We start from the raw sequence: 23,895 nt of genomic DNA, 5'->3' as shown, positions 1-23,895 counted from the left end.
TGTCGTGCGACTTGTGCTGACCATCGAGACCGACGACGACCAGGCCGCGGCGCGGCTGCTCGGGGCGTTGAAGGACGTGGGCCTGGTGACCGCGGAACCCGACCCCGACGTGCGGATCCTGCCGCACGCCCGGCAGGTCGTCTTCCAGGGCAGGACGATCGAGCTGACCCGGCTGGAGTTCGACCTGCTGCTGCACCTGTGCGAGCACCCCGACCGGGTGCACCGCCGCCGCGAGCTGATGTCCGCGGTGTGGGGCGTCGACGACGACCACAGCGGTGGCCGCACGGTCGACGTCCACGTGCGCCGCGTGCGGCAGAAGCTCGGTGCCGCCGGTGAGGTGGTCCAGACCGTGCGCGGCGTCGGCTACCTGGTGGCCGCGGGGCGGGTGCGGGTCGAACGCGCCGCGGACGTCGTGCGGCTGGCCGACCGCCGCGCGGGATGAGACCCGGTGGCCTCCCGGTGCCGCTGCGGGAGGCCACCGCTTCGCCGTTCACCCGGCCACCACGAATCGCCGGTTCCAGAGGGGGCGCGCTCTGGTTCCGGTGCTAAATCGGTTGCTCTCCCCGGCGGCCCCGGTGTTGCATCGGCACACCGGGTCGCTGGGGGAGTTGGTCGATGCTCGACGGCGTGATCGCCACGGACGTGTCCCTCGTGGACGAACTGGTCCGCGCGCAGTTCCCGCACTGGCACGGGTTGCCGATCCGCGCGGTCGGGGACGGCGGCACCGGCAACGCGATGTACCGGCTCGGCGACGAGCTGGCCGTGCGGCTGCCGCGGCGCGAGTGGTCCAGGGACGACGCGGTCAAGGAGGCTGCCACCGTTCCCGTGGTCGCACCGCACCTCCCGGTCGCCGTGCCGGAACCGCTCGCACTCGGGGAACCCACCGAGCGCTACCCGGCGCAGTGGTCGGTGGTGCGCTGGCTCGGCGGCACCACCGCACCGGTCGAGGCCGTCGCCCGCGACACCCCGTTCCGCCTGGCCGAACTGGTCCACGCGCTGCACGACGTCGAAGCCACCGGGCGGCCGTGGACCGACTACCGCGGACGAACGGACGCCGCGCGTGACGACGAACCGGTGCGCCGGTGCATCGCGGAGCTGGGCGGTGACCCGCGGCTGGTCGCCCTGTGGGAGGAGGCGCTCGCCGCGCCGCGCTGGGACCGGCCGGCCCGCTGGCTGCACGCCGACCTGCACGAGGGCAACCTGCTGTTCACCGGCGGGGTGCTGACCGGCGTGATCGACTGGGGCGCCGCCGGTGTCGGTGACCCCGCGGCGGACCTCATGACGGCCTGGCTCTACCTCGACGACCGCGGCCGCAGGGCGTTCCGGCGCGAGCTGGCCGAGTTCGACGACGCCACCTGGGCCCGCGCACGCGGCTGGGCGCTGCACCTGGCCGTGCTCGCGCTGCCGTACTACCGCGACACCAACCCGTTCCTCGCCGGGATCGCGAGCAGGACGATCGAGCAGCTACTGGCGGAACGCGCCGGGTGACACGCCCGCCTCGCGGGTGAAGAACTTCGCGAAGTTCGTGGCCTCGCTGAACCCCAGCCGGTGCCCGATCGCCGCCGCCGACAGGTCGGTGTGCACCAGCAGGCGCTTGGCCTCCAACGCCACCCGCGCGTCGATCAGCGCCTTGGCCGAACGGCCGGTCGCCGCGACGCAGATCCGGTTCAGGCCGCGCAGCGAGTAGCCGACCCGCGCCGCGTAGTCGGCGGCGTTGCGGCTGCGGGCGAACGACCGCTCCAGCTCCTGCTGGAACCGCTCGAACCGCGGGTCGCCGGGTCCGCCGGTGTCCGCGGGCAGCCGGGCGACCCGCAGCAGGAGCACGCCCGCGAGCTGACGCAGCAGGTCGACCGGCTCACCGGACCCGACCACCCGCCGGTACTCGGCACGCAGGTCGCGGGCCGACCGGTCCAGCGCGGCCCGGTCACCGGCCGGCACCTGCCACCGCACCGGGCCGAACGGGCTGAGCAGCGGACGGGCGCCGTCCAGCGGCGGCGGGAACGCGGGCGTGAACAGCACGGCGTGCGCCTTCAACGCCCCGGCGGGCAACCGCAGCACCCGGCCGGGGCTGACGTGCAGCACGGTGCCCGGCGCGCACGGGTGGTCCACGAAATCGACCATGCACGAACCCCGCCCGGCGGTGATCGCGAAGAGCTGGTGGAAGTCGGTCCTGTGCACCTGGAGCAGGGTTTTCTCGCTGAGCCTGCCGCGAAGCTGCGCGAGTTCCAGCACCTCCAGCCCCAGCCTCGGCCGGTCGGGGTTGCTGAAGCCGAACTCGGCAAGCTGTCCACTTCTGACCATGGTGAAGCCGGATCCTACCTCGTCCGGCGGCTGCCGGAGCGGCAGAGTTCTCCGCATGGACACCAAGGAACTCGTGCTCAAGGCCACCGGCGAGCTGTTCGGCGACAGGGACCCGTCCGCTGTGGACCGCTGGGTCGCACCGGACTACCGCCAGCACAGCGCGCTCATCGGCGACGGACCCGAGGCGTTGCGCGGGCTCGTCGCGAGCCTGCCGGACGGCTTCCGCTACGAACCGGCCCGTGTGGTCGCCGACGGCGATCTCGTTGCGCTGCACGGCGTCTACCACGGCTTCGGGCCGCAGCCGCTGGTCGCGTTCGACCTGTTCCGGGTCGAGGACGGCAAGCTCGCCGAGCACTGGGACGCGCTCACGCCGGTCGTCGATCCGACGGTGAGCGGACGGTCCCAGACGGACGGTCCGGCGGGGCCCGCCGGCACCGGCACCGAGCACAACCGCGCGTTGGTCGCCGAGTTCGCGCAGCGCGTGCTGCAGGACGCCGACTACTCCGTGCTCACCGACTACATCTCCACCGAGACCTACCTGCAGCACAACCCCGAGGCCGCCGACGGGCTCGACGGGTTCGGCGCCGCCGCCGCGCGGTGGGCCGAGCAGGGCCGCCACCTCGTCTACAAGACCGTGCACCGGGTCGTGGCCGAGGGCGACCTGGTGCTGCTGCAGTCCGAGGGCGAGTTCGGCGAGCCGGTCGCGTACTGGGACCTCTTCCGGGTCGCGGACGGCCGGATCGTCGAGCACTGGGACGTGATCACCCCGGTGCCCGCGGAGCTCCCGCACGGCAACGGCCTGTTCTGAGCCGTGATCACCGCACTGCCGTTGCGCGACTACCGGGACGCGGTCGCGCTCGACGAACCGTTCCACCCGCTCCGCCCGCCCGCACCGGCCCGTCACCTCGACGAGCTGACCGGGCTCGCGCTGCGGCTGCTCGGCGAGGACCCGCGGGTGGGTCGCCCCACCCTCCCGCGCGGTCCCGCCGAACGCCGCCTGCTGCTGCGGTCGCTGCTGACCGTGCGCGAACCCGCCCCGGTCGCTCCCGACCTGCAGGCGGTGCTCGACGCGGTCCTCGGCGGTGAACGCGAGCAGAGCGCGCCTGCCGACGCGGGCGGGCTGGCCGCACCGATCGCCGTGTGGCGCGGCGACATCACGTTGCTCAGGGCCGACGCGATCGTCAACGCCGCGAACGACGCCCTGCTGGGCTGCTTCCAGCCGATGCACCCGTGCGTCGACAACGCGATCCACGCCGCCGCCGGCCCGCGGCTGCGCGAGGACTGCCACCGCATCATGGCCGCGCAGGCCGCACCGGAACCCACGGGCCTCGCGAAGATCACCCGCGGTTACCACCTGCCGGCGCGGTTCGTGCTGCACACCGTCGGGCCGATCGTGCGCGGCACCGTCAAGCCCGCGCACGAACAGGCCCTGGCCGACGCGTACCGGTCGTGCCTCGACCTGGCCGCCGAGGTCGGCACGATCCGCACGCTCGCGTTCTGCGCGATCAGCACCGGCATCTTCGGTTTCCCCAAACAGCCGGCGGCGCACATCGCCGTCGAGGTCGTCCGCGACTGGCTCGCCGCCCACCCCGGGCGACTCGACCGCGTCGTCTTCACGACCTTCAGCGGCGACGACGACACGGCCTACCGGAAGGCGTTGCGATGACCTGGGAACGCTGGCTCGACGATGCGGACCGGGTGCTGGTCGCGGCGGGTGCGGGGCTGTCGGCGGCGGCCGGGTACGACTACTCCGACACCGAACGGTTCGCCGAGCTGTTCCCCGTGCTGCACCGCACTGGGCTGCGGGCCCGCTACCAGCTCATCGGGTTGCCGCTGCCGCCACGGCTGCTGTGGGGCTACTGGGCGGTGCACGTCGACGACATCCGCTTCGCCCCGGCACCGAACCCGGTCTACACCCGGCTGCGCGAGGTCGTCGGCGGGAAGGACAACTTCGTCCTCACCTCCAACGTGGACGGTTTGTTCGCGCGCAACGGTTTCGCCGACGTCTGGTCACCGCAGGGCGACTACGGGCGCTACCAGTGCGAAACGCCGTGCACCCGTGAAACCTGGGAGAGCCGGCCGGTCGTGGAGGCGGCACTGGCGGCGTACGACCCGGACACCGGGGAGACCTCGGCGGTCCCGGCGTGCCCGCGATGTGGCGGTGCGGTGTTCCTCAACGTGCACAAGGGACCCGAGTACGTGCCCGACCACTACGAGCCGGACGGCACCCGTCTGCGCGAGTGGCTGGCGGCGGCGGGGAAGCTGGTCGTCGTCGAGATCGGGGCCGGGTTCAGCACGCCCACCGTGATCCGCCGGCCGGTGGAGTCGCTGGTGCGCGGTCTTCCGCACGCACGGCTGGTGCGGATCAACCGCGACCACGCGGAGGTGCCCGGCGACCTGGCCGGGCGGGCGGCGTCGATCCGGGCCGACGTCGCGGAGGTGCTGGCCTGAGGAGCTCGGCTCCCGTTCGACGAACTGGCGGCATCGACCGGGATCACGCGGGTGTTTCGCGCGGACGAGCGGTCGGACCGGTACCTCGGAGGCCATAGCACGTCGCACCATCACCGATCCGGAGTACCAGACCCGGCCGTTCGGCTTCATTCGCCAGGTTACGTACGTGAGAAAGTTTCAGCACCCCCCTCGACGGCACCTGTGGTTTGTGCGTACGGTGATCACGAAGTAACCGTACCGGCCAGTAGGAACGCAAGCTGAATTCCTTTCTCCCCACCCTGCAGGGTGAGGAAGTGAGCGCAGTGGACATGCTGTCGGATCCTGAACGGGTGCTGTGCCTGAGTCCGTTCGGCACCCCCAACCCGGCCCTCGTGGTCGCCGCCGAACGGGCGGGTGGCCTCGGCGTGCTCGACCTCGGGCCGCACGCGGTCAGAGACCTCTCCCGGGTCCGCGCACGGCACTCCGGCACGTTCGGGGTGCGAGTGCGCGGGCCGCTGACCGCCGCGTTGCCCGAGGCCGCCGACACGGTCGTGGTGGACCTGGCCGACCCCGTTCCCGACCGCTCTGAACTGGGCGAACGCCGTGTCCTGGTGGTCGTCACCTCGGTGGCGGAGGCGGTTGCGGCGATCGGGTGGGGTGCGACCGGCCTGGTCGCGAAGGGTGCCGAGGCGGGCGGCCGAGTGGGTGGTTCGCCCGCGTTCGTGCTGCTCCAGCAGGTGATCGCGCTGACCGATCTGCCGGTCTGGCTGTGGGGGAGCATCGGTGCGGACACGGCTGCCGCGGCCGTCGCCGGCGGTGCGCGCGGGGTGGTGCTGGAAGGCCAGCTGGCACTCGTGCGCGAAGCGCGAAAACATATTTCCGGCGAATTTGTCAACGCGATCAGCGTGATGGACGGCGCCGACACCGTTGTCCGTGAAGGCGTGCGTGTTCATGTTCGGCAGAACGCTCTCGAAATAGGCCAGGAAGGTGCGTTCGCGGAATTCAACCGCACCTCGTTCGGCACCGTCGGAGGCGTCGTCGGGGCCATTGACCGGGCGATCGGCGACAATCTCGCACACGCGGGCGAACACCGCTCGATCCGCGTCGGCGGGCCGTTCTGCGACCGCGTTCCCGGCCTGCGCTACCCGATCGCCCAGGGGCCGATGACCCGCGTCAGCGACCAGCCCGCGTTCGCCGCGGCGGTGGCGGAAGGCGGTGCGCTGCCGTTCCTCGCGCTCGCCCTGATGGAGGGCGAGCAGGTCCACGAGCTGCTCGTGGCGACCGCCGGGAAGCTCGGCGACCGGCCGTGGGGCGTGGGTCTGCTCGGCTTCGCGCCCGCGGAGCTGCGGGCCCGGCAGCTGGCGGCGGTGCTGAGGACCAGGCCGAGGTACGCGATCGTCGCCGGCGGCACCCCGGCCCAGGCGCGGGAGCTGGAGGACGCCGGGATCGAGGCGTTCCTGCACGTCCCGTCACCCGCTCTGCTGCGCCGGTTCCTCGACGAGGGTGCGCGCAAGTTCGTCTTCGAGGGCTCCGAGTGCGGAGGGCACACCGGGCCGCGGACCAGCTTCACGTTGTGGCAGCAGCAGATCGACGTGCTGCGCGGGCGGGAGGAGGGCGTCGTCGCGCTGTTCGCGGGCGGTGTCCACGACGCCCGGTCGGCCGCGATGGTCGACGCGCTGACGGCCCCGCTCGCCGCTCGCGGTGCCGCGATCGGCGTGCTCGTCGGCACGGCCTACCTGTTCACCGAGGAGGCCGTCGAGCACGGCGCGATCCAGCCGGTGTTCCAGCAGGTCGCGCTGGAGTGCGCGGACACGGCGCTGCTGGAGACCTCGCCCGGTCACGCCGTCCGGTGCGCGCAGACGTCCTATGTGGACACGTTCGAGCAGGCGCGGGCCGAGCTGGCGGACCTGCCCCGGCAGGAGAGCTGGGAACGGCTCGAACAGCTCAACCTGGGCCGGTTGCGGCTGGCCAGCCGAGGGCTCGTGCGCTCCGGCGACGGGCTCGTCGAGGTCGGCGAGGACGAGCAGCGCCGCGAGGGCATGTTCATGATCGGCCAGGTCGCGACCCTGCGATCCGAGCGGACCACGATCGCCGCGCTGCACGAGGAGATCGTCTCCGGCGTCCTGCCGGAGCACACCCGCGCCGACGGGACGGCTCAGCCGCTGGACGTCGCCATCGTCGGCATGGCCGCGATCATGCCGGGTGCGCGGGACGTGGCCGAGTTCTGGGCCAACGTGCTCGCGGGCACCGACTCCATCACCGAGGTCCCGCCGGACCGGTGGTCGCCGGAGCGGTACGGCAGCCCGTTCCGCTGGGGCGGGTTCCTCCCGCGCACGGCGTTCGACCCGCTGGCCTACGGCATCCCGCCCGCGTCGCTGACCTCGATCGAACCCGCTCAGCTGCTGGCACTGGAGGTCAGCGCGCGGGCGTTGGAGGACGCCGGGTACGCCACGCGGGTGTTCGACCGCGAACGCACCTCGGTGATCTTCGGCGCCGAGGCCGGTGCGGACCTCGCGAACGCCTACACGGTCCGCACGGCGTTGCCCGCGCTGGGCGTCAAGGGCCTGGACGACCACCTGCCCGCGCTGACCGAGGACTCGTTCCCCGGCGTGCTCGGCAACGTGATCGCCGGCCGGGTCGCGAACCGGCTCGACCTGGGCGGCGCGAACTACACGGTCGACGCGGCCTGCGCGTCCAGCCTCGCCGCGCTCGACGTGGCGTGCAAGGAGCTTCGTCGGCGGCACCAGCGACATGGTCCTGTGCGGTGCCGTCGACCTGCACAACAGCGCCCACGACTACCAGATGTTCGCGTCGGTCAAGGCGTTGTCGGCCCAGGGCCGTTGCGCCACGTTCGACTCGGCGGCGGACGGCATCGCGCTCGGCGAGGGCGTGGCGTGCGTGGTGCTCAAACGGCTTGAGGACGCCGAACGCGACGGCGACCGGATCTACGCGGTCGTCAAGGGCATCGGCGCGTCCAGCGACGGCCGCTCGCTCGGGCTCACCGCGCCACGACCGGAAGGCCAGCAACGGGCACTGCGCCGGGCGTACGCGTCGGCGGGTGTGTCCGTGCGGGACGTGGGCCTGGTCGAGGCGCACGGCACCGGGACCGTCGTCGGCGACCGGACCGAGCTCGCCGCGCTCACCGAGATGTTCGCCGGCGTCGAACCGGGCAGCTGCACGATCGGCTCGGTGAAGTCGCAGATCGGGCACACCAAGTGCGCGGCAGGGCTCGCCGGGGTGATCAAGGCGGCACTGGCCGTCCACACCGGAATCCGGCCGGGGACGTTGCACGTCAAGCGGCCCAACGCTTTCTGGGATGCGCGGACCAGCCCGTTCGCGTTCGGCCACCGCACCTGGGCCGCGCGGGACCGGGTCGCGGGCGTCAGCGCGTTCGGCTTCGGCGGCACCAACTTCCACACCGTGCTCACCGGGTACACCGGCGCGGACGAGCCGCGGCACGGGCTGACCGCGTGGCCGGCCGAGCTGTTCCTCGTGCGCGGCGAGAACCCCGAAGCAGCACAACGGGAAGCCGCACGGCTCAGGGCACTGGTCGACGACCGCACGCCGTTGCGGAACCTCGCGGCCGCCTGCGGTAACGGCACGGTGCAGGCGGCGTTCGTGGTGAGCGACCACGACGGCCTGAGCCGGGCGTTGGCGGACGTCGAGGCGTGGCGCGCGTCGGACGTCGTGCTGCTGCGGAACGGGGAACGGCCGAAGGTCGCGTTCCTCTACCCCGGCCAGGGCAGCCAACGACCGGGCATGCTGCTGGACCTGGTCACGGCGTTCCCGTGGCTGCAGGAGCTGGTGGACCCGCGCTACGAACGCGTGATGTTCCCGCTGGCCGCACTGACCGCGGACGACGTGGCACGCCAGCGCGCGGAGCTCACCGACACCCGCAACGCCCAACCGGCGCTCGGGATCGCCGGGCTGGCCGTGACCGCGTTGCTCGACTCCGTCGGCGTGCGGCCGGACCTGGCCGGCGGTCACAGCTACGGCGAGCTGGTCGCGCTGACCGCCGCCGGGGCGGTCGAGGACGCCGACCTGCTCGACCTCAGCGCGGCCAGGGCGCGGGCGATGCTCGACGCGGCCGGCGACGACCCCGGCACCATGGCCGCGGTGACCGCCCCGGTGGCCGAGGTCGAGGCACTGCTCCCGCCGGACGTGGTGGTGGCCAACCACAACGCGCCCGACCAGGTCGTGGTCTCCGGGCCGACGGCCGCGGTGGAGAACGCCGTCGCCCTGCTGCGGGACGCCGGCCTGACCGTCAAACCCATCCCGGTCGCTGCCGCGTTCCACAGCCCGCTGATGGCAGGGGCGCGGGACCGGTTCGCCGAGGAGCTCGCGGCCGTGCCGGTCGGCGAGCCGCGGTTCCCGGTGTGGTCGAACGTGACCGCCGCACCGCACACCGACGTCCGCACCGGGCTGGCCGACCAGCTCGCCGGCCGGGTCAGGTTCGCCGAGCAGGTCGAGTCGATGTACGCGGCGGGCGCGCGGATCTTCGTCGAGGCCGGGCCGGGCGGGGTGCTGACCGCGCTGGTCGGCCGGACGCTCGGCGACCGGCCGCACCGGGCGCTGCGCTGCGACGACCACGTGACGTTCCTGCGCACGCTCGCCGCACTCGCGGTCGCCGGTGTCGAGGTGGACGCCGCGCCGTTGTTCGAGGACAGGGCCGAACCCGCCACGGCCGTGCCGCCGCGGCCGAAGTGGTACGTGGACGGAGGTCTCGTGCGGGACGCGAACGGAGACGCACTGCCCGGTGGGCTGCGGCCCGCGACCGAGCTTCCCCACCCTGCGGCTCGGGCCGGGCCTGGGCCGGGACGAGATCGTGGAGAAGTTCCTCGACGGCATGCGCGACGCCGTCAGCGCGCAGCGCGACGTGCTGCTGAGCTACCTCGGCACCGTGCCCGCGGCCGTCCCGCCGCCGATGCCGGTGGTCGACGCCGTGGTCAAGGCACCGGAACTCGTGGTGCCGCAGCAGGAAGACGTGGCCGCGGTGGTGCTGCGGACGATCAGCACGCGGACCGGCTACCCCGTCGAGATGCTGCAACCGGGCCTCGACCTGGAAGCGGACCTGTCGATCGACTCGATCAAGCGCACCGAGATCGTCGGTGAGCTGGTGCAGGCACTGGGCGCAGCGGGTTCGGTGGACGAGCTGGCGCAGCTCAAGACGATCGACGGGATCGTCGGCTGGTTCGGTGCCGCCGCCCCGGTGGCCGTGCCGGGCAAGGACGTGCGGGCCGTGGTGCTGCGGACGATCAGCACGCGGACCGGCTACCCCGTCGAGATGCTGCAACCGGGACTGGACCTGGAAGCGGACCTGTCGATCGACTCGATCAAACGGGCCGAGATCGTGGGCGAGCTGGTGCAGGAGCTGGGCGCAGCGGGTTCGGTGGACGAGCTGGCGCAGCTCAAGACGATCGACGGGATCGTCGGCTGGTTCGGCGAGGCCACCCCGCAGCCCGTGCCGGACCGGCCCGCGCGCACGGTGACCGGCGGGAAGCTCGTCCGGCGCGTCCCGCAGGTCGTCCCCGCCGGACCGGCCGAACCGGTCGACCTCACCGGCAGGACCGTCCTGGTCGTCGACGACAACGGCATCGGCCTGGAGCTCGCCGACCTGCTGGAGAAGCACACCGCCCGCCCGCGCGTCGAGCCGTCGTTCCCCGCCGACCTGACCGGCGTCGACGTCGTCGTGCGGCTGGGCGCCCGGCTGCCGGAGGCGTTCAGCGAGGTCAAGGCCTGCGTCACCACCGGTGTGCACCTGGTCGTGGTCACCACCGGCGGCGGCACGTTCGGCTTCGACCACACCGCCGACGAGCTGCCCGCGGACATCGGCCTGCACGGGCTCGTCCGCACCGCCGCGCTGGAGCACCCGGAGCTGGTGGTGCGCGCGGTCGACGTGAACCCCAAGGAGAGCCACCGCGACATCGCCACCGCGCTGCTCGCCGAGCTCGGTCCCGGCCCGGCGGTCGTCGGCCACCAGGCCGGTCGCCGGCAGGTGCTCGACGCCGTGGCGACCGAGCTGCCCAGCGGGACCCTGTCGCTGGACGCCGACAGCGTGGTGCTGTTCACCGGTGGCGCCCGCGGCATCACCGCACTGGCCGCGGTCGCGCTCGCCGAACGCACCGGCTGCCACGTCGAGCTGATCGGCCGCACCCCGATCGCACCCGAGGACCACCGGCTCGCGCACGCCACGACCGAACCCGAGGTCGTCAAGGCGCTGTTCGAGCTCGGCGTCACCGACGACGTGCCCGCCAAGGCGCGCGGGGTGCTCGCCGAACGCGAGGTGCGCGCGACGCTGGAACGGTTGCGCGCCACGGCGTCGAGCGTGCGCTACCACGAATGCGACGTCACCGACGTCGAGGCGGTGGGCCGGGTGCTCGACGACGTCCGCGCCCGGTTCGGCCGGCTCGACGGCGTGGTCCACGGCGCCGGTGTGCTCGACGACAGGCTGATCGCGGACAAGACCCAGGAGTCGTTCGACCGGGTCTGGGCGACGAAGGTCAACGGTGCCAAGGCGTTCGACGAGGGCTTCCTCGTGCTGTTCGGCAGCGTCAGCGGCGTGTTCGGCAACCGCGGCCAAGCCGACTACAGCGCCGCGAACGACGCGCTCGACCGGATGGCCCGGTTCTGGGGCACCCAGCGCAGGGTGGTCGCCGTCGACTGGGGGCCCTGGGCCGGCGCGGGCATGGCGGTCGGGCTCACCGCGGAGTACGAGCGCCGCGGCATCCCGCTGATCCAGCCCGACGAAGGCGTTGCCGCTCTGCTGAACGAGATCGCCGCCGGGAACGACGTGCAGGTGGTCTACCGATGGGAGGCGTAGCGATCGTCGGCATCGGCGCGGTCTTCCCGGGAGCGCCCGACGCCACGACGTTCTGGCGCAACATCGCGTCCGGGGTGGACGCCGTCGGCCAGGTCCCGCCCGGCCGGTGGGACCCGGCGACCTACTACGACCAGCACAGCACCAGCGGCGACCGGTTCTACTGCCGCAGGGGCGGGTTCGTCGACGACCTGGCCGAGTTCGACCCGACCAGGTTCGGCATCATGCCGTCCACAGTGGATGGTGCGGAGCCCGATCAGCTGCTGGCGCTCGCCACGGCCGCGGAGGCGATCGCGGACGCCGGCGGCGAGACCGCCCTGCCGGACCGGGAGCGGATCGGTGTCGTCGTCGGTCGCGGCGGCTACCTCACGCCCGGTTGCGCCCGGCTCGACCAGCGCGTGCGGCTCGCCGACGAGGTGCTGTCGGTGGTCCGCGACCTGTTCCCCGGACTGGGCGGCGCGGATCTCGGCACGGTGCGGCAGGCGGTCCGCGACCGGTTCGGCCCCGAGCAGCCGGAGGCGTCGATCGGCCTGGTGCCGAACCTCGCCGCCTCCCGCATCGCCAACCGGTTCGACCTGCGCGGCACCGCGTACACGGTGGACGCGGCCTGCGCGTCCGGTCTGGTCGCCGTCGAGCACGCCGTCCGCGAGCTCCAGGAGGGCCGCGCGGACGCCATGCTGGCCGGGGCGGTGCACGTCTGCCACCACCCGACGCTGTGGAGCGTGTTCACGCAGCTCCGCGCGTTGAGCCCGAGCGAGCGCATCCGGCCGTTCGACGCGGACGCCGACGGCACGCTGCTGTCCGAGGGTGTCGGCATGGTGCTGTTGAAGCGCCTGGAGGACGTCGGCGACGAACGCGTCTACGCCGTGATCCGCGGCATCGGCACCGCGAGCGACGGCCGCGCGACGAGCATGATGACGCCCAACCCCGAGGGCCAGCTCCTGGCCGTGCACCGGGCCTGGGCCAACGCCGGGCTCGACCCGCGCACCGACGCACCCGGCCTGGTGGAGGCGCACGGCACCGCGACGCCCGCCGGTGACGCCGCCGAGCTCGCCACGATGATCAACGCCTTCGGTGCCGAGGGCGACGAGATCGGCATCGGCACGGTGAAGTCGATGATCGGCCACGCCATGCCGGCCGCCGGGATGGCCGGGCTGATCAAGGCCGCTCTCGCGCTGCACCACCGCACGCTGCCGCCGACCCTGCACGTCGAGCGGCCGCACCCGGCGCTGACCGGCACCCGCTTCGCGCCGGTGACCGAGGCCCGCGACTGGGAGGGCCCGCACCGCGCGGTCGTGAACGCCTTCGGGTTCGGCGGGATCAACGCCCACGCCGTGCTCGACGGCCACACGGTCGCCCGGCCGCGCAAGCCCGTCATGACCTTCGCCGCCGACACCGCTGCGGAGCTGGCCGAGGCCGTGCGGGAACGCAGGCCCTCCACCGCAGACCGCGCGTTCCGGCTCGCCGTCGGCAACCCCGACGACCGCAGGCTCAAGCTCGCCGAACGTGTCATCGCCCAGGGCAAGGCCTGGCCGGGCAGGCACGACATCTGGTTCTCCCCGCAGCCGCTGCTGAGCAGCACCGACCAGGTCGCGTTCGTGTTCCCCGGCTTCGAACGCGAGTTCACCGGCGAGGTCGTCGACCACGCCGTGCAGCTGCTGCAGGACGGCCGCCGTGCGGCGCGCGAGCTGATGGCGCAGGGCATCACGCCCGGAGCGCTCGCCGGGCACAGCATGGGCGAGTGGACCGCGATGGTCGTCGGCGGCATCTACCCGACGATCGACCGGTTCGTCGACGCGCTCGGTCCCGGCGCCGTCGCGGTGGTCGACATCGCCTACGCCGCACTGGGCTGCTCCGCGGACACCGCGGAGCAGTACCTGGTCGACGGTGTGACGATCAGCCACGACAACTGCCCGCACCAGTCGGTGGTCTGCGGTCCGATCGAGCTGCTCGAACCCGTGTTGGAGACGTTGAAGGCCAACGGCGTGATGGCGCAGCTGATGCCGTTCCGCACCGGCTTCCACACGCCCGCGCTCGCGCCCTACCTGGGCCGGGCCAAGGAGATGCTCGACCAGCTGCCGGTCCGCACCTCGGACGTTCCGGTGTGGTCGGCCAACTCACTGGAACCGATGCGCGCGGAGGACGTCCGCGACCTGGTGCTGCGGCACCTGGTCGAACCGGTCCGGTTCCGGCCGCTGCTGCACCGCCTGCACTCCGCCGGGTTCCGCGCGTTCGTCCAGGTCGGCCAGGGCAGCCTGCCGGGGTTCGTCGCCGACACCCTGTCCGACCGGCCGCACCTCGCCGTGAACGCCGACATCGCCCCGGAAGCGCTGTGGGCGTTCGGCCTCAAGCGCGGCACCTCCCACCGGGTGCGGTTGCGGCTGGGCACCCCGAAGATCACCGTCGACCCGCTCGGCACCGATCCCGTCGTGGTCGCCGACGACAGCCCGGTGTCGGCCGCGGTCACCAAGCTCCTGGCCCACACCAACGCCGTCGCCCGCGAGGTGGCCGGTGCGCTGCGGCCCAGCGAGGCCGGGTTCACCCGCGAGTTCTCGTTGCGCACCATGCCGGAGCTGGTGGACCATTCGGTGTTCCCGCAGGCACCGGGGTGGCCCGACCTCGCGGACGGGTTCCCGATCGTGCCGGCGACCGGCCTGCTGGAGGTCTTCGCCGACGCCGCCCGCAGGCTCACCGGCGGGACCGTGCACGGGTTCGCCGACGTGAAGGCCAAGCGCTGGCTCACGGCGCTGCCCGCGACGACCGTGAAGATCAGCGCACGCTCCGAAGGGCCCGACCGGGTCGCGGTGAAGGTCGGCGACTACGCCGAGGGCGTGGTGCTGATGGCACCCGTGGCACCGCAGCCGGTGGAGATCGCGTTGCACGGCACCCGCGTGCCACCGGTCAGCGCCGAGGAGCTGTACCGGGACAACTGGATGTTCCACGGTCCGGCGTACGCGGGTGTCACGCGGATCGACTCGCTGGCGGACAACGGGATCGCGGGCGTGCTGACGCCGTTGCCCGCACCGGGGGCGTTGCTCGACAGCGCCGGGCAGCTGATCGGCCACTGGATGCAGGTGGTGCACACCGTCGACCAGACCGTGCTGCCGACCGGGATCGAGCGGGTGTCGTTCCACGGCCCGGCGCCGACCGGCGACGTCCGCTGCACGGCCCGCATCCGCGAGGTGACCGCGCAGACGATGGTCGCCGACGCCGAGCTGACCGCGGCCGGGGCGCTGTGGTGCCGCATCACCGGCTGGACCACCCGCCGGTTCACCACCGACGACCGGATCTGGCGGGTCAAGCTGCGTCCCGGCACCGAGATGCTGTCCACTCCGGACGGCGGGTGGCTGCGCGTCACCGAGAACTGGTCCGACAGCGCCACCCGCGACCTGATCATGCGCCGTTACCTGAACTCCGCGGAACGGGCGCACTACGCCGGGCTCGACGTGCCCGCGCAACGCGACTGGCTGCTGCGGGTGATCGCGGTGAAGGACGCCGTGCGCTCGTGGCTGTGGAACCGCGGTGCCGGACCGGTCCACCCCGCGGAGCTGACCGTGTCCGCCGACGCGCGGGTGCGCGGGGCGTTCGCGGTGCCGCAGCTCGAAGTCGTTGCCGAACAGGGAAAAGCCGCCGCACGCGTGAAGACGGAGAAGTGATGGACGAGGTGCTGCAGCAGGTAGCGGAACTCATCACCGAGGTGGTCGGCCCGGACTTCCTGCTGGGCGTGGAGATCACCAGGGACACCACGTTCAGCGACGACCTCGGCCTGGAGTCGATCGAGTTCGTGGCGCTGGCCGACAAGCTCAACGCCCACTACGGCGTCGACCTCGTGGCGTTCCTCGCGGACATGGACATCGACGAGATCATGGCGATGTCCGTGGGCCGGCTCGTCGACCACATCACGGCCCGTGTCTGAGGTCCACGCCCGCGGGCTGCGGTTCCACGTGCAGCGGCTCGGGCCCACGGGGAACGTGCCGACCATCGTGTTCGTGCACGGCCTGGTCATGGACAACCTGTCCAGCTTCTACTACACGCTGGCGGCTCCGCTGGCGGCCAGGGGTTTCGGCACCGTGCTGTTCGACCTGCGCGGCCACGGCCTGTCCGAACGCCCGCCGTCGGGGTACACGCCCGAGGAGAGCGCGCTGGACCTCGTGGCCGTGCTGGACGAGATCGGCGTGACCGAGCCGGTGTTCCTGCTGGGCAACAGCTACGGCGGTGTGGTCGCCATGCACGCCGCGGTCCGGTCGCCGGACCGCGTGGCCGGTGTGGTGCTGGTCGAGTCGGCGGTCGGGGGAGTGGTCGGCGATGCGTGGTTCGAGGACATCACGAACACGCTGACCGTGGCCGCACTCGGCCTGGAGTTCGACCGCACCCAGGACCAGCTCATGGCCCTCGGGCAGCGCAAGATCGCCAAGCTCGCCGTCAACGCCAACGCGTTGCTCAACGGCACCACGCTGATCGACGACCTCGGCTCCGGTGCCAAGCTCGACCTCACCGAGGTGCGCTGCCCGGTGCTCGGCGTGTTCGGCGCGGAGTCCGAGCTGGTCGGCGCCGCGGCCGAGCTGGCGGAGCGGATTCCGTCCTGCCGGCTGCACGTCGTGACCGGCCTCGGTCACACCGTGCTGCGCGAGGCCACCGGCGAGCTGCTCGACGTCCTCTGCGAATGGTTGCCGTCATGAGCCGGTTCCTGTTCGTCGTGCCGCCGCTGACCGGTCACGTCAACCCGACCGCGTCCGTGGGCGGTGAGCTGCTCGCCCGCGGCCACGCCGTCGCGTGGGTCGGGCACCCCGGCACGCTGGCACCGCTGCTGCCCGACGGCGCGGTGGTGTACCCGGCGATCGACGACGTGCTGGAGACCGGCATCCGGGCCAAGCGGGAGCGGTGGCTCGCGTTGCGCGGCATGGCGGTGCTGAAGTTCTTCTGGGAGGAGTTCCTCATCCCGCTCGGCCACGCGATGGTGCCCGGCGTCGCCGCGGCGGTGCGGGACTTCGCGCCGGACGTGGTGGTCGCGGACCAGCAGGCGCTGGCCGGGCCGTGCGTGGCGAAGAACGCCGGGGTGCCGTGGGCGACGTCCGCGGCGACCTCGGCCGAGCTGGTCAACCCGCTGCGGACGATGCCGAAGGTCGACGCCTGGGTGCGGGGTCTGCTGCACGACTTCGCGGGCGGCGACGTCCGGTTCTCCGACCTGCTGGTGCTGGTCTACAGCTCGAAGGCGCTGGTGCGCGGTGACTTCGGTGACGAGGTGGCGTTCGTCGGGCCGGCGCTCGCCCACCGCGTGGAACGGGCGCGGTTCCCGTGGGACCGGCTCGGCGACCGCGCCGTGCTGATCTCGCTGGGCACGCTGAACGGCCCCGCGGGGGAGCGGTTCTTCACCCAGGCCGTGGAGGCGGTGGCCGACCTCGACGTCCAGGTCGTCATGGTGGCGCCCGAACGACCGGCGCCGGCCAACGTCCTGGTGCAGCCCTCGGTGCCGCAGCTCGCGCTGATGCCGCACCTGAGCGCGGTGGTCACGCACGGCGGCCACAACACGGTCTGCGAGGCGCTGGCACACGGGTTGCCGCTGGTCGTGGCGCCGATCCGGGACGACCAGCCGACCGTCGCCGCCCAGGTCGTCGCGGCCGGAGCGGGCGTCCGGCTGACCTACTCGCGGGCCCGCGCGACGGATATTCGCAGCGCACTGGAATCCGTGCTGGGCGAGCCGGAGTACGCGGCCGCCGCGGAGCTCGTGCGGAAGTCGTTCACAGCGGCTGGCGGCGCCGCAGCCGCCGCCGATCGACTGGAGAAGGTGGTGGCGGGGTGATCCTCACCGTGCTCGTGGTGCTGGTCGTCTTGGTCGACGTCGTGCGCCTGCGTTCCCGTGCGGCGAAACTGCGCGTGCTGGCGCCGGGCGTGAGCGGGCACGCCCTGGTCACTGCCACCGGTGTCCACCCGGAGGGCTCCTGGGACGCCGGTGACGCCGACCTGGTCGACCTGGTGCCGCGCGACCTGCCGACCGCGGCAGCGCTGGACCTGCTCGGCGCGGTCGACCCCGCGCGGTACCGGGCCGACCGGTGGGTGCGCGGGGCGAGCGCGGCACAGGCCGTGCTGGTGCGCGAGAGGTACGCCGAGGAGGTCGACCCGGACGACCCGACCGAGCTTCGTCGCGTTCGTGCGCCGCGTCAAGGACCACGTGCCCGCCGAGGTCGACCTCGCGGTCGCGCCGGGGCTGAAGGCCGGGCCTTACGACCTCGGGTACCGCGCGGCGACGTTGCGGCAGATCGGCAAGCGGCCGTCGCTGTGGATCGCGGGTTCGATGATCGGCTACGCGGTGGTGGCCGCCGCCGTGGTCGTCGACTGGCCGTGGGGCCTGGCCGCGCTGGCCGCCTACTGGGCGCACCCGCTCCTCGTGTTCGCGGGAACCCCGTTGCGGCCCAGGGACCTGTGGGTGCCGCGGTTCCTGCGCACGCCCTACCTGTGGCTCAAGACGGCCGGTGGCAAGAAGTCCACCGCCGAGCTCCGGCAGGCCGAGACGCTGGAGCAGGCCGCGCCCTGGTACACCGAACGACTCGGGCGCGACTTCCACGAGACCCGGCGCGACACCTGCCCGTCCTGCGGCAGCAGCGACCTGCGGCGGTGGGTGACCGCGCACGACCTGGTGCAGCGCAAGCCCGGCACGTTCACCATGGACCGCTGCGTCCGGTGCGCGCACGTCTGGCAGAACCCGCGGCTGACCGAGGAAGGCCTCGGCTTCTACTACCGCGACTTCTACGACGGCCTGGGCGAGTCGTCGGCCGACGCGGTGTTCTCCGGCAAGACCTCGCCGTACTACGGGCGGGCGCGCATGGTGGAGCCGTTCGTGAAACCCGAGCGGTGGCTGGACGTCGGCTCCGGGCACGCGCACTTCTGCCTGGGCGCCAAGGAGGTCCTGCCGGACACCGCGTTCGACGGGCTCGACCAGGGTGCCGCGATCGAGGACGCCGCCCGGCTCGGCCGGATCGAGCACGCCTACCGGGGCAGCTTCAAGGACTTCGCCGGCGAGCTCAAGGGCCGCTACGACGTGATCAGCATGCACCACTACCTGGAGCACGTGCGGGACCCGTGGGAGGAGCTGGACATCGCGGCGGACGTGCTGCCGCAGGGCGGTTACCTGCTGATCGAGCTGCCGGACCCGGAGTGGCGGCTCGGGCGGTTGTTCGGGCAGTACTGGATGCCGTGGTTCCAGCCGCAGCACCAGCACATGATGCCGATCGGCAACCTGGAGCACGCACTGGCCGACCGCGGTCTCGTGACCGTGGCGCGGGAACGGTCGAAAGCCCACCTGTGCAACGACTTCACGCTGGCGCTGCTGTTGTGGCTGGGCGCCAAGGCCCCGCGGACGCCCGCGCCGTGGCGGCCGGAACGGGTGCGGCTGCGCCGGTTGCGCAGCTTCGGCGTGTGGGCGCTGGGCATTCCGGCGTTCTTCGTGGCGATGGCGCTGGACCAGACCGTGAACCGGTTCCTGGCCGCGCGCAGCGACGGCGGCAACGCCTACCGGCTGCTGGCGCTCAAGGCATGAACGCCCCGGTCGACCTCGCGGACCGGCCGGACGTCGCACCGGAGCTGAGGCTCGTGCCGCACGCGTTCCGGCGCACCTTCGGCCGGTCCGCGGCCGGTGTCTGGTACGCGCCCGGCGTGCTGCGGCTGCTGGGTGGCCTGGTGCGGGTGCCGGGCAGGTGGGGTGCGATCGTCGCGGGTGACCGGCGCGACGACGGACTGCTGGAGCTGGTGTCGGTGAACCGACCGGCCGAACGGGCGCTGCTGCCGTCGGACGAGGTGCCCGCGTGGGCTTCGCCGGTGCGGGGCGTCGGTGGTGGGGCGACGCTGATGTGCAGCGTGGACCTGCCGCAGGGGAGCGGGCTGTCGGCGGGGCCGGCGTTGCGGACGGCCGTGGGGCTGGCGTTGCGCGAGCTGGCCGGCGTGGCGTTCGAGGACGAGCCCGTCGTGCCGCTCGACCTGCCGGGGCAGCGGTTGCTGGTCGTCGACACGCGGGTGCGCCGGGCCGAACCGCAGCGCGAACGGCCCTTCGTGCGCGACACCGACGACCTCGGGGCCGCGTTGACCGCCTACCACCACGCCCAGGACCCCGATCAGGAGCAGGACGTGGTGGTGCGTGCGGCGGTGCGGGCGGGTGCCCGTGGAGCGAGCCTGCTGGTGGACCCGCCCGGCCGGCCCGCGGTCGCGCTGGTGGACGCGGACCTCGTGCCGGCCGTGAAGCGGGCCGTCACCGCTGCGGCGGCGCTCCCGCCCCGCTACCTGACGATCAGCACGGCGCCTTGACGGTGAACTCGGCCCTGCGCAGGGCCGAGTCCTTCGACGACGGCCCCACGAGCAGCACGAAGTCGCCGGGCTCGACGACCCGGTTGCCCAGCGCGTCGACGATCGAGCACGCCGAGACCGGGACCTCCAGCCGCACCGTCACGCTCTCGCCCGGCGCCACGTCGACCTGCCGGAACGCCTTGAGCTCCTTGTCGGCCCAGCTGACCGACGTCACGGCGTCGCTCACGTAGACCTGCACGGTCTCGCGCGCGGGCCGCGACCCGGTGTTGCGCAGCGTGATCGAGGCCTGGACCGTCTCGTCCGGGCCCAGCACCGACGTGTCCACGTGCAGGTCGGTGTACTCGACGGTGGTGAAGGACAGGCCCTCGCCGAACGCGAACGCCGGCTCCTGGGTCAGGTCGGCGTAGCGGGTGCCGTGCTGGCCGCGGATCTGGTTGTAGTAGGTCGGCTGCTGGCCCGCGTGCGCCGCGAACGAGATCGGCAGCCGGCCGCTCGGCTCGATCAGGCCGTGCACCAGCTCGGCGATCGCCCGGCCGCCCTGCATGCCAGGGTTCGCCGCCCAGATCACCGCGGCGGCGTTGCGGGCGCTGTCGGGCAGCACCAGCGGCTTCGAGGCCAGCAGCACCACGATCAGCGGCTTGCCGGTCGCGGCGAGCGCGTCGAGCAGCGCGATCTGACCGCCGATCAGGTCGAGCGTGGCGGTGGACCGGCCCTCGCCGACCAGCTCGATGCGGTCACCGACGACGGCCACGACGTGGTCGGCGTCCTGGGCGGCGGCGACGGCCTCGGCGATGAGCTCCGGGTTCGGCGGGCACGGCGCGACGACCTGCGGGCGCGGCTGGCCGTCCGGGAACGTGTCGCCCTCGGGGTCGGCTTCGAGCGTGAGGATGTCCGCCCCGCGCGCGTAGGTGACCTCGGAGAACTCCCTGAGGCCGTCCAGCACCGTGGTGATCATGTCGCGCGGCTGGCCGTCGGGCAGCCAGTCGGCCTGACCGGACGAGCCGGCCCAGTCGCCGAGCTGGGTCTGGGCGTCGTCGGCGAGCGGGCCGACGAGCGCGATCCTGCCCTTGCGGACGGGCAGCACGCCGTCGTTGCGCAGCAGCACGAGAGACCGGCGGGCCACGTCGAGGTTCAGGGCGGCGTGGTCGGCGTGGTTGATCATCGTGCGCTGGCGCTCGGTGTCGGGCCGGCGCGGGTTCTCGAACAGGCCGAGCTCGAACTTGAGCGTGAGGATGCGGGTGACCGCGCTGTCGAGGTCGGACTCGGCCAGCAACCCGGACTCGACGGCCTGCAGCGCGCCCTCGAAGAACTGCGGGGTGGTCATGATCATGTCGTTGCCGGCCTTCACGGCGGCAGCGGCGGCGTGCGCGTGGTCGGGCTGGACCTTCTGCTCCCAGACCATCCGGCCGACGTTGTCCCAGTCGGTGATGAGCGTGCCCCGGTAGCCCCACTCGCCGCGCAGGACCTCGTCGAGCAGCCACGAGTTGACGGTGATCGGCACGCCGTCGGTGGTCTGGTAGCCGAGCATGAACGTCGCACAACCCTCGCGCGCGACCTTCTCGAACGGCGGCAGGAACCACGACCGCAGCTTGCGCCTGCTGAGGTCGGCCTCGCTCGCGTCCCGGCCGCCCTGGGTCTCCGAGTACCCGGCGAAGTGCTTGGCGGTCGCGAGGATCGCGGTCTCGTCGGTCAGCCCGTCGCCCTGGTAGCCGCGGACCATCGCCGCCGCGAGCTCGCCGATCAGCACCGGGTCCTCGCCGAACGTCTCGTCGACCCGGCCCCAGCGCAGGTCGCGGGCGATGCACAGCACCGGCGAGAACGTCCAGTGCACACCGGTCGCCGCGGCCTCGACCGCGGTGACCCGCGCGACCCGTTCGACCAGCTCGGGGTCCCAGCTCGCGGCCATGCCGAGCTGGGTCGGGAAGATCGTGGCGCCCTCGTGGAACGAGTGGCCGTGGATGCAGTCCTCGGCGATGAGCAGCGGGATGCGCAGCCTGGTCTGCGAGGTGAGGTCGTGCGCGCGCAGCACCCGTTCGGGAGAGGTGTGCAGGATCGAGCCCACGTGCTTGCGCAGCACGTGGTCGTCCAGGTCCTCCCTCGAGTCCAGCTGCATCATCTGCCCGACCTTCTCGGGCAGTGTCATGCGCTGGAGCAGATCGGCGACGCGCGCGGCGATCGGCAGGGTGGCGTCGAGGTAGGACTCGTCCTGATCCATGTGGTCTCCGGAAGGGCTCGTGCTGCAGCGGCGTGGGAGCGCTCTCATACAAGTATATGGAACCGGTTCCGCGTGGAAGCGGTTTTCGGGATTCCGGTACAAACGGATCGGTCCAGGAGCAGCCGAACTGGACAAACCGACCGCTCAGGCGCCCGTTTGGTCCTGACCAAAGTGGCGCCTTCGGCGTGTCGCGCTCCCGCGGGCCGGCGAGCGGCCCTCGTGCCGCCGGTCGGCGACCACGGGGGCAGCTCACCAGAGGAAGACCATGCGCAGGAAGCTCACTATCAGCACCAGTCCCGGCACCAGCAGCAGGACCTTGCCGTAGATCTTGAGCAGGTGCGCGTTGGTCCGCATGTGCAGTCCGTGCCGGTACGACCCGATCGCCTTCAGCGCCTCCTGCAACGCGCGGGCGACGAAGAACGCCGGCTGGTTGGTGCGCCGCTTCTCCCCGGCGAACGGCCCCACCCGCTGCACGTGCGGCTCCCAGTCCGGCCCGAACGCGACGACGGCCGAGGTCCACCGGTTCTCGTCCACCGGCACACCCAGCGGTGTCGGCAGGTGCGTCTCCAGCCGCTGCGCCAGGTCGGGCCGCCCACCGGGGACGAGCAGCACGAGCTTGCCCGGCGGCTGCGTGCGGCACGCCTGGTCGACCTCCCACCACACCCCGTCGCCATCACCCAGTCGCAGCACGATGAGCTGCGCCTGGTCCATCAGCCGCAGCACGCCGCTCTGCCAGTCGTCACCGGGCAGGTAGAACCGTGCCGCGCCCAGCCGTGGCACGTCCTCGCCGGGAATCCCGACGGCCACCACCGGCCCGTACGCCCCCAACGCCCCGATGAGCTGCTCCTCGCGCGAGAGGATGCTGACCATCCCCGTCCACGCCATCTCCTCCTGCCCGTCAACCACGGACGCGGCCTGGTCGTCCCCGAAGTCGCGCAGGTACAGCACCGGCCGCCGCCAGTCGGCCCGCAACGCCTGCGCCGCACCCCGCACCGCCCGCGGCCGTGAGTACCGCAGCACGAAGTAGGCGATCGGCAACCCGATGACACCGCCGGCGAGGAAGATCCCCCGCACCCCCCACGGCAGCTCGTTGGCCCTGGTCGCGGCCACCACGGCGATGAACCCGGCCGTCAGCAGGACGTACCCGGCACCGGTGACGACGAGGAACACCGGCCGCCGCCACACCGGCCGCTTCGGCATGAACCGGGTGACCACCTCGACGACATCGGCGTTGGCCTTGTGCCGCTGATACCGGAACGCCAACGCCCCCACGGCCGCTATCGCCGCCACGACCAGCCACGGCACGGCGCGCGCACTCGTCCGGTCGAACTCCGCGTCGAGCTTGGCCTGGTCCTCCGGGATCTCCTCGGGCAGGTCGTTGGCGTGGCTCCTGGCCCGCTCGAACCGGCCCTCCGCGGCGACGTCGGCCCCGAGTTCGGCTGAGATGTAGGAGTGGCCGCCGCTGGGGTGGTGGACGTCGAACCAGCTCGCGATCGACCGCGCCTCGACGACGTCCTTGCGGTCGATCGCGGCCCGGAACGCCGCCGCCTTGGCGGGCGCGTCCTCGAACGCGACGCTCTTGCGCAGGTCGATGCCCGCGCTGATCGCGAGCATCAGGGCGACGTAGCCGAGGACGACGGCCACGGCGGTGACGATCTTGTTCCAGGTGCGCACGGCCCGATCCGATCACGTGGGCGGGCCTGGTCGTTCGGGAATGAACGCGGATAGCCCGAACCGCCCAGCGCCGGGGTGGGGCGCTGTTCAGGAGCGACGCCGACGACGGCGTAGGTGCGAGCCGTGCGGTGCTCTGATCCGGTAACGGGCGTTGTCGGATTGC

At 72.7% G+C, this 23,895-nt stretch carries 16 protein-coding genes and 1 pseudogene; 14 read left to right on the top strand and 3 right to left on the bottom strand.

The features are described 5' to 3' along the window. Nucleotides 1-4: 4 nt before the first annotated feature. Together ACVDFE_RS30385 and ACVDFE_RS30380 are read left to right on the top strand one after the other, a co-directional pair. Complete coding sequence (locus tag ACVDFE_RS30385) at nucleotides 5-442, top strand: winged helix-turn-helix domain-containing protein (protein ID WP_360384920.1); 438 nt, start codon at nucleotides 5-7, stop codon at nucleotides 440-442. Between the two features lie 173 nt (nucleotides 443-615). Next, nucleotides 616-1,488 carry an aminoglycoside phosphotransferase family protein gene (locus ACVDFE_RS30380; protein WP_458432841.1) on the top strand — a complete coding sequence of 291 codons (873 nt, stop codon included), beginning with the start codon at nucleotides 616-618 and terminating at the stop codon, nucleotides 1,486-1,488. Here the strand turns inward: ACVDFE_RS30380 and ACVDFE_RS30375 are convergent. After that, a complete protein-coding gene (locus ACVDFE_RS30375) occupies nucleotides 1,465-2,301 on the bottom strand; it encodes a helix-turn-helix domain-containing protein (RefSeq protein ID WP_458432839.1) in 837 nt (278 codons plus the stop codon). The genes ACVDFE_RS30380 and ACVDFE_RS30375 overlap by 24 nt on opposite strands. A 55-nt stretch (nucleotides 2,302-2,356) precedes the next feature. Here ACVDFE_RS30375 and ACVDFE_RS30370 point away from each other — a divergent pair, with 55 nt between their 5' ends. From ACVDFE_RS30370 to ACVDFE_RS30315, 12 genes and pseudogenes are all read left to right on the top strand, one after another. Continuing rightward, nucleotides 2,357-3,109, top strand: coding sequence for a nuclear transport factor 2 family protein (locus ACVDFE_RS30370; protein WP_360384914.1), 753 nt, complete (start codon nucleotides 2,357-2,359; stop codon nucleotides 3,107-3,109). A 3-nt stretch (nucleotides 3,110-3,112) separates the two neighbouring features. Beyond that, nucleotides 3,113-3,967, top strand: a complete 855-nt coding sequence (locus ACVDFE_RS30365; protein WP_458432837.1) for a protein-ADP-ribose hydrolase — start codon at nucleotides 3,113-3,115, stop codon at nucleotides 3,965-3,967. Continuing rightward, nucleotides 3,964-4,752, top strand: a complete 789-nt coding sequence (locus ACVDFE_RS30360) for a hypothetical protein (RefSeq protein ID WP_458432836.1) — start codon at nucleotides 3,964-3,966, stop codon at nucleotides 4,750-4,752. Before ACVDFE_RS30365 ends, ACVDFE_RS30360 begins: the two co-directional genes overlap by 4 nt. A 293-nt stretch (nucleotides 4,753-5,045) precedes the next feature. Further along, complete coding sequence (locus tag ACVDFE_RS30355; protein ID WP_458432835.1) at nucleotides 5,046-7,649, top strand: beta-ketoacyl synthase N-terminal-like domain-containing protein; 2,604 nt, start codon at nucleotides 5,046-5,048, stop codon at nucleotides 7,647-7,649. Continuing rightward, nucleotides 7,534-9,225 (top strand): annotated as a pseudogene (locus ACVDFE_RS30350) (acyltransferase domain-containing protein); the annotation flags it as partial. The gene ACVDFE_RS30355 and the pseudogene ACVDFE_RS30350, both read left to right, overlap by 116 nt. Before the next feature lie 331 nt (nucleotides 9,226-9,556). After that, nucleotides 9,557-11,551 (top strand): SDR family NAD(P)-dependent oxidoreductase, encoded by a 1,995-nt coding sequence (locus ACVDFE_RS30345; RefSeq protein WP_458432834.1) that lies wholly within the window; start codon nucleotides 9,557-9,559, stop codon nucleotides 11,549-11,551. Continuing rightward, nucleotides 11,539-15,204 carry a beta-ketoacyl synthase N-terminal-like domain-containing protein gene (locus tag ACVDFE_RS30340; protein WP_458432833.1) on the top strand — a complete coding sequence of 1,222 codons (3,666 nt, stop codon included), beginning with the start codon at nucleotides 11,539-11,541 and terminating at the stop codon, nucleotides 15,202-15,204. Before ACVDFE_RS30345 ends, ACVDFE_RS30340 begins: the two co-directional genes overlap by 13 nt. Continuing rightward, nucleotides 15,204-15,464, top strand: a complete 261-nt coding sequence (locus tag ACVDFE_RS30335) for an acyl carrier protein (protein WP_065918274.1) — start codon at nucleotides 15,204-15,206, stop codon at nucleotides 15,462-15,464. The genes ACVDFE_RS30340 and ACVDFE_RS30335 overlap by 1 nt, the downstream gene beginning before the upstream one ends. Further along, nucleotides 15,457-16,227, top strand: a complete 771-nt coding sequence (locus ACVDFE_RS30330) for an alpha/beta fold hydrolase (RefSeq protein WP_458432832.1) — start codon at nucleotides 15,457-15,459, stop codon at nucleotides 16,225-16,227. The genes ACVDFE_RS30335 and ACVDFE_RS30330 overlap by 8 nt, the downstream gene beginning before the upstream one ends. Next, complete coding sequence (locus ACVDFE_RS30325; protein WP_458432831.1) at nucleotides 16,224-17,348, top strand: glycosyltransferase; 1,125 nt, start codon at nucleotides 16,224-16,226, stop codon at nucleotides 17,346-17,348. Before ACVDFE_RS30330 ends, ACVDFE_RS30325 begins: the two co-directional genes overlap by 4 nt. A gap of 348 nt (nucleotides 17,349-17,696) precedes the next feature. Continuing rightward, nucleotides 17,697-19,082 carry a class I SAM-dependent methyltransferase gene (locus ACVDFE_RS30320; protein WP_458432830.1) on the top strand — a complete coding sequence of 462 codons (1,386 nt, stop codon included), beginning with the start codon at nucleotides 17,697-17,699 and terminating at the stop codon, nucleotides 19,080-19,082. Further along, nucleotides 19,079-19,843, top strand: coding sequence for a hypothetical protein (locus ACVDFE_RS30315; RefSeq protein WP_458432828.1), 765 nt, complete (start codon nucleotides 19,079-19,081; stop codon nucleotides 19,841-19,843). Before ACVDFE_RS30320 ends, ACVDFE_RS30315 begins: the two co-directional genes overlap by 4 nt. Here ACVDFE_RS30315 and ACVDFE_RS30310 read toward each other — a convergent pair. Continuing rightward, on the bottom strand, nucleotides 19,827-22,058 hold the full coding sequence (locus ACVDFE_RS30310; RefSeq protein ID WP_458432827.1) for an exo-beta-d-1,3/1,6-glucosidase: 2,232 nt from the start codon (nucleotides 22,056-22,058) through the stop codon (nucleotides 19,827-19,829). The genes ACVDFE_RS30315 and ACVDFE_RS30310 overlap by 17 nt on opposite strands. A gap of 249 nt (nucleotides 22,059-22,307) precedes the next feature. Further along, entirely contained in the window at nucleotides 22,308-23,732 is a 1,425-nt protein-coding gene (locus tag ACVDFE_RS30305; protein WP_458432826.1) for a hypothetical protein, read from the bottom strand. Nucleotides 23,733-23,895 lie beyond the last annotated feature (163 nt).

This window comes from Lentzea chajnantorensis, assembly GCF_054300775.1.
This window is presented reverse-complemented; position numbering and strand designations above follow the sequence as displayed.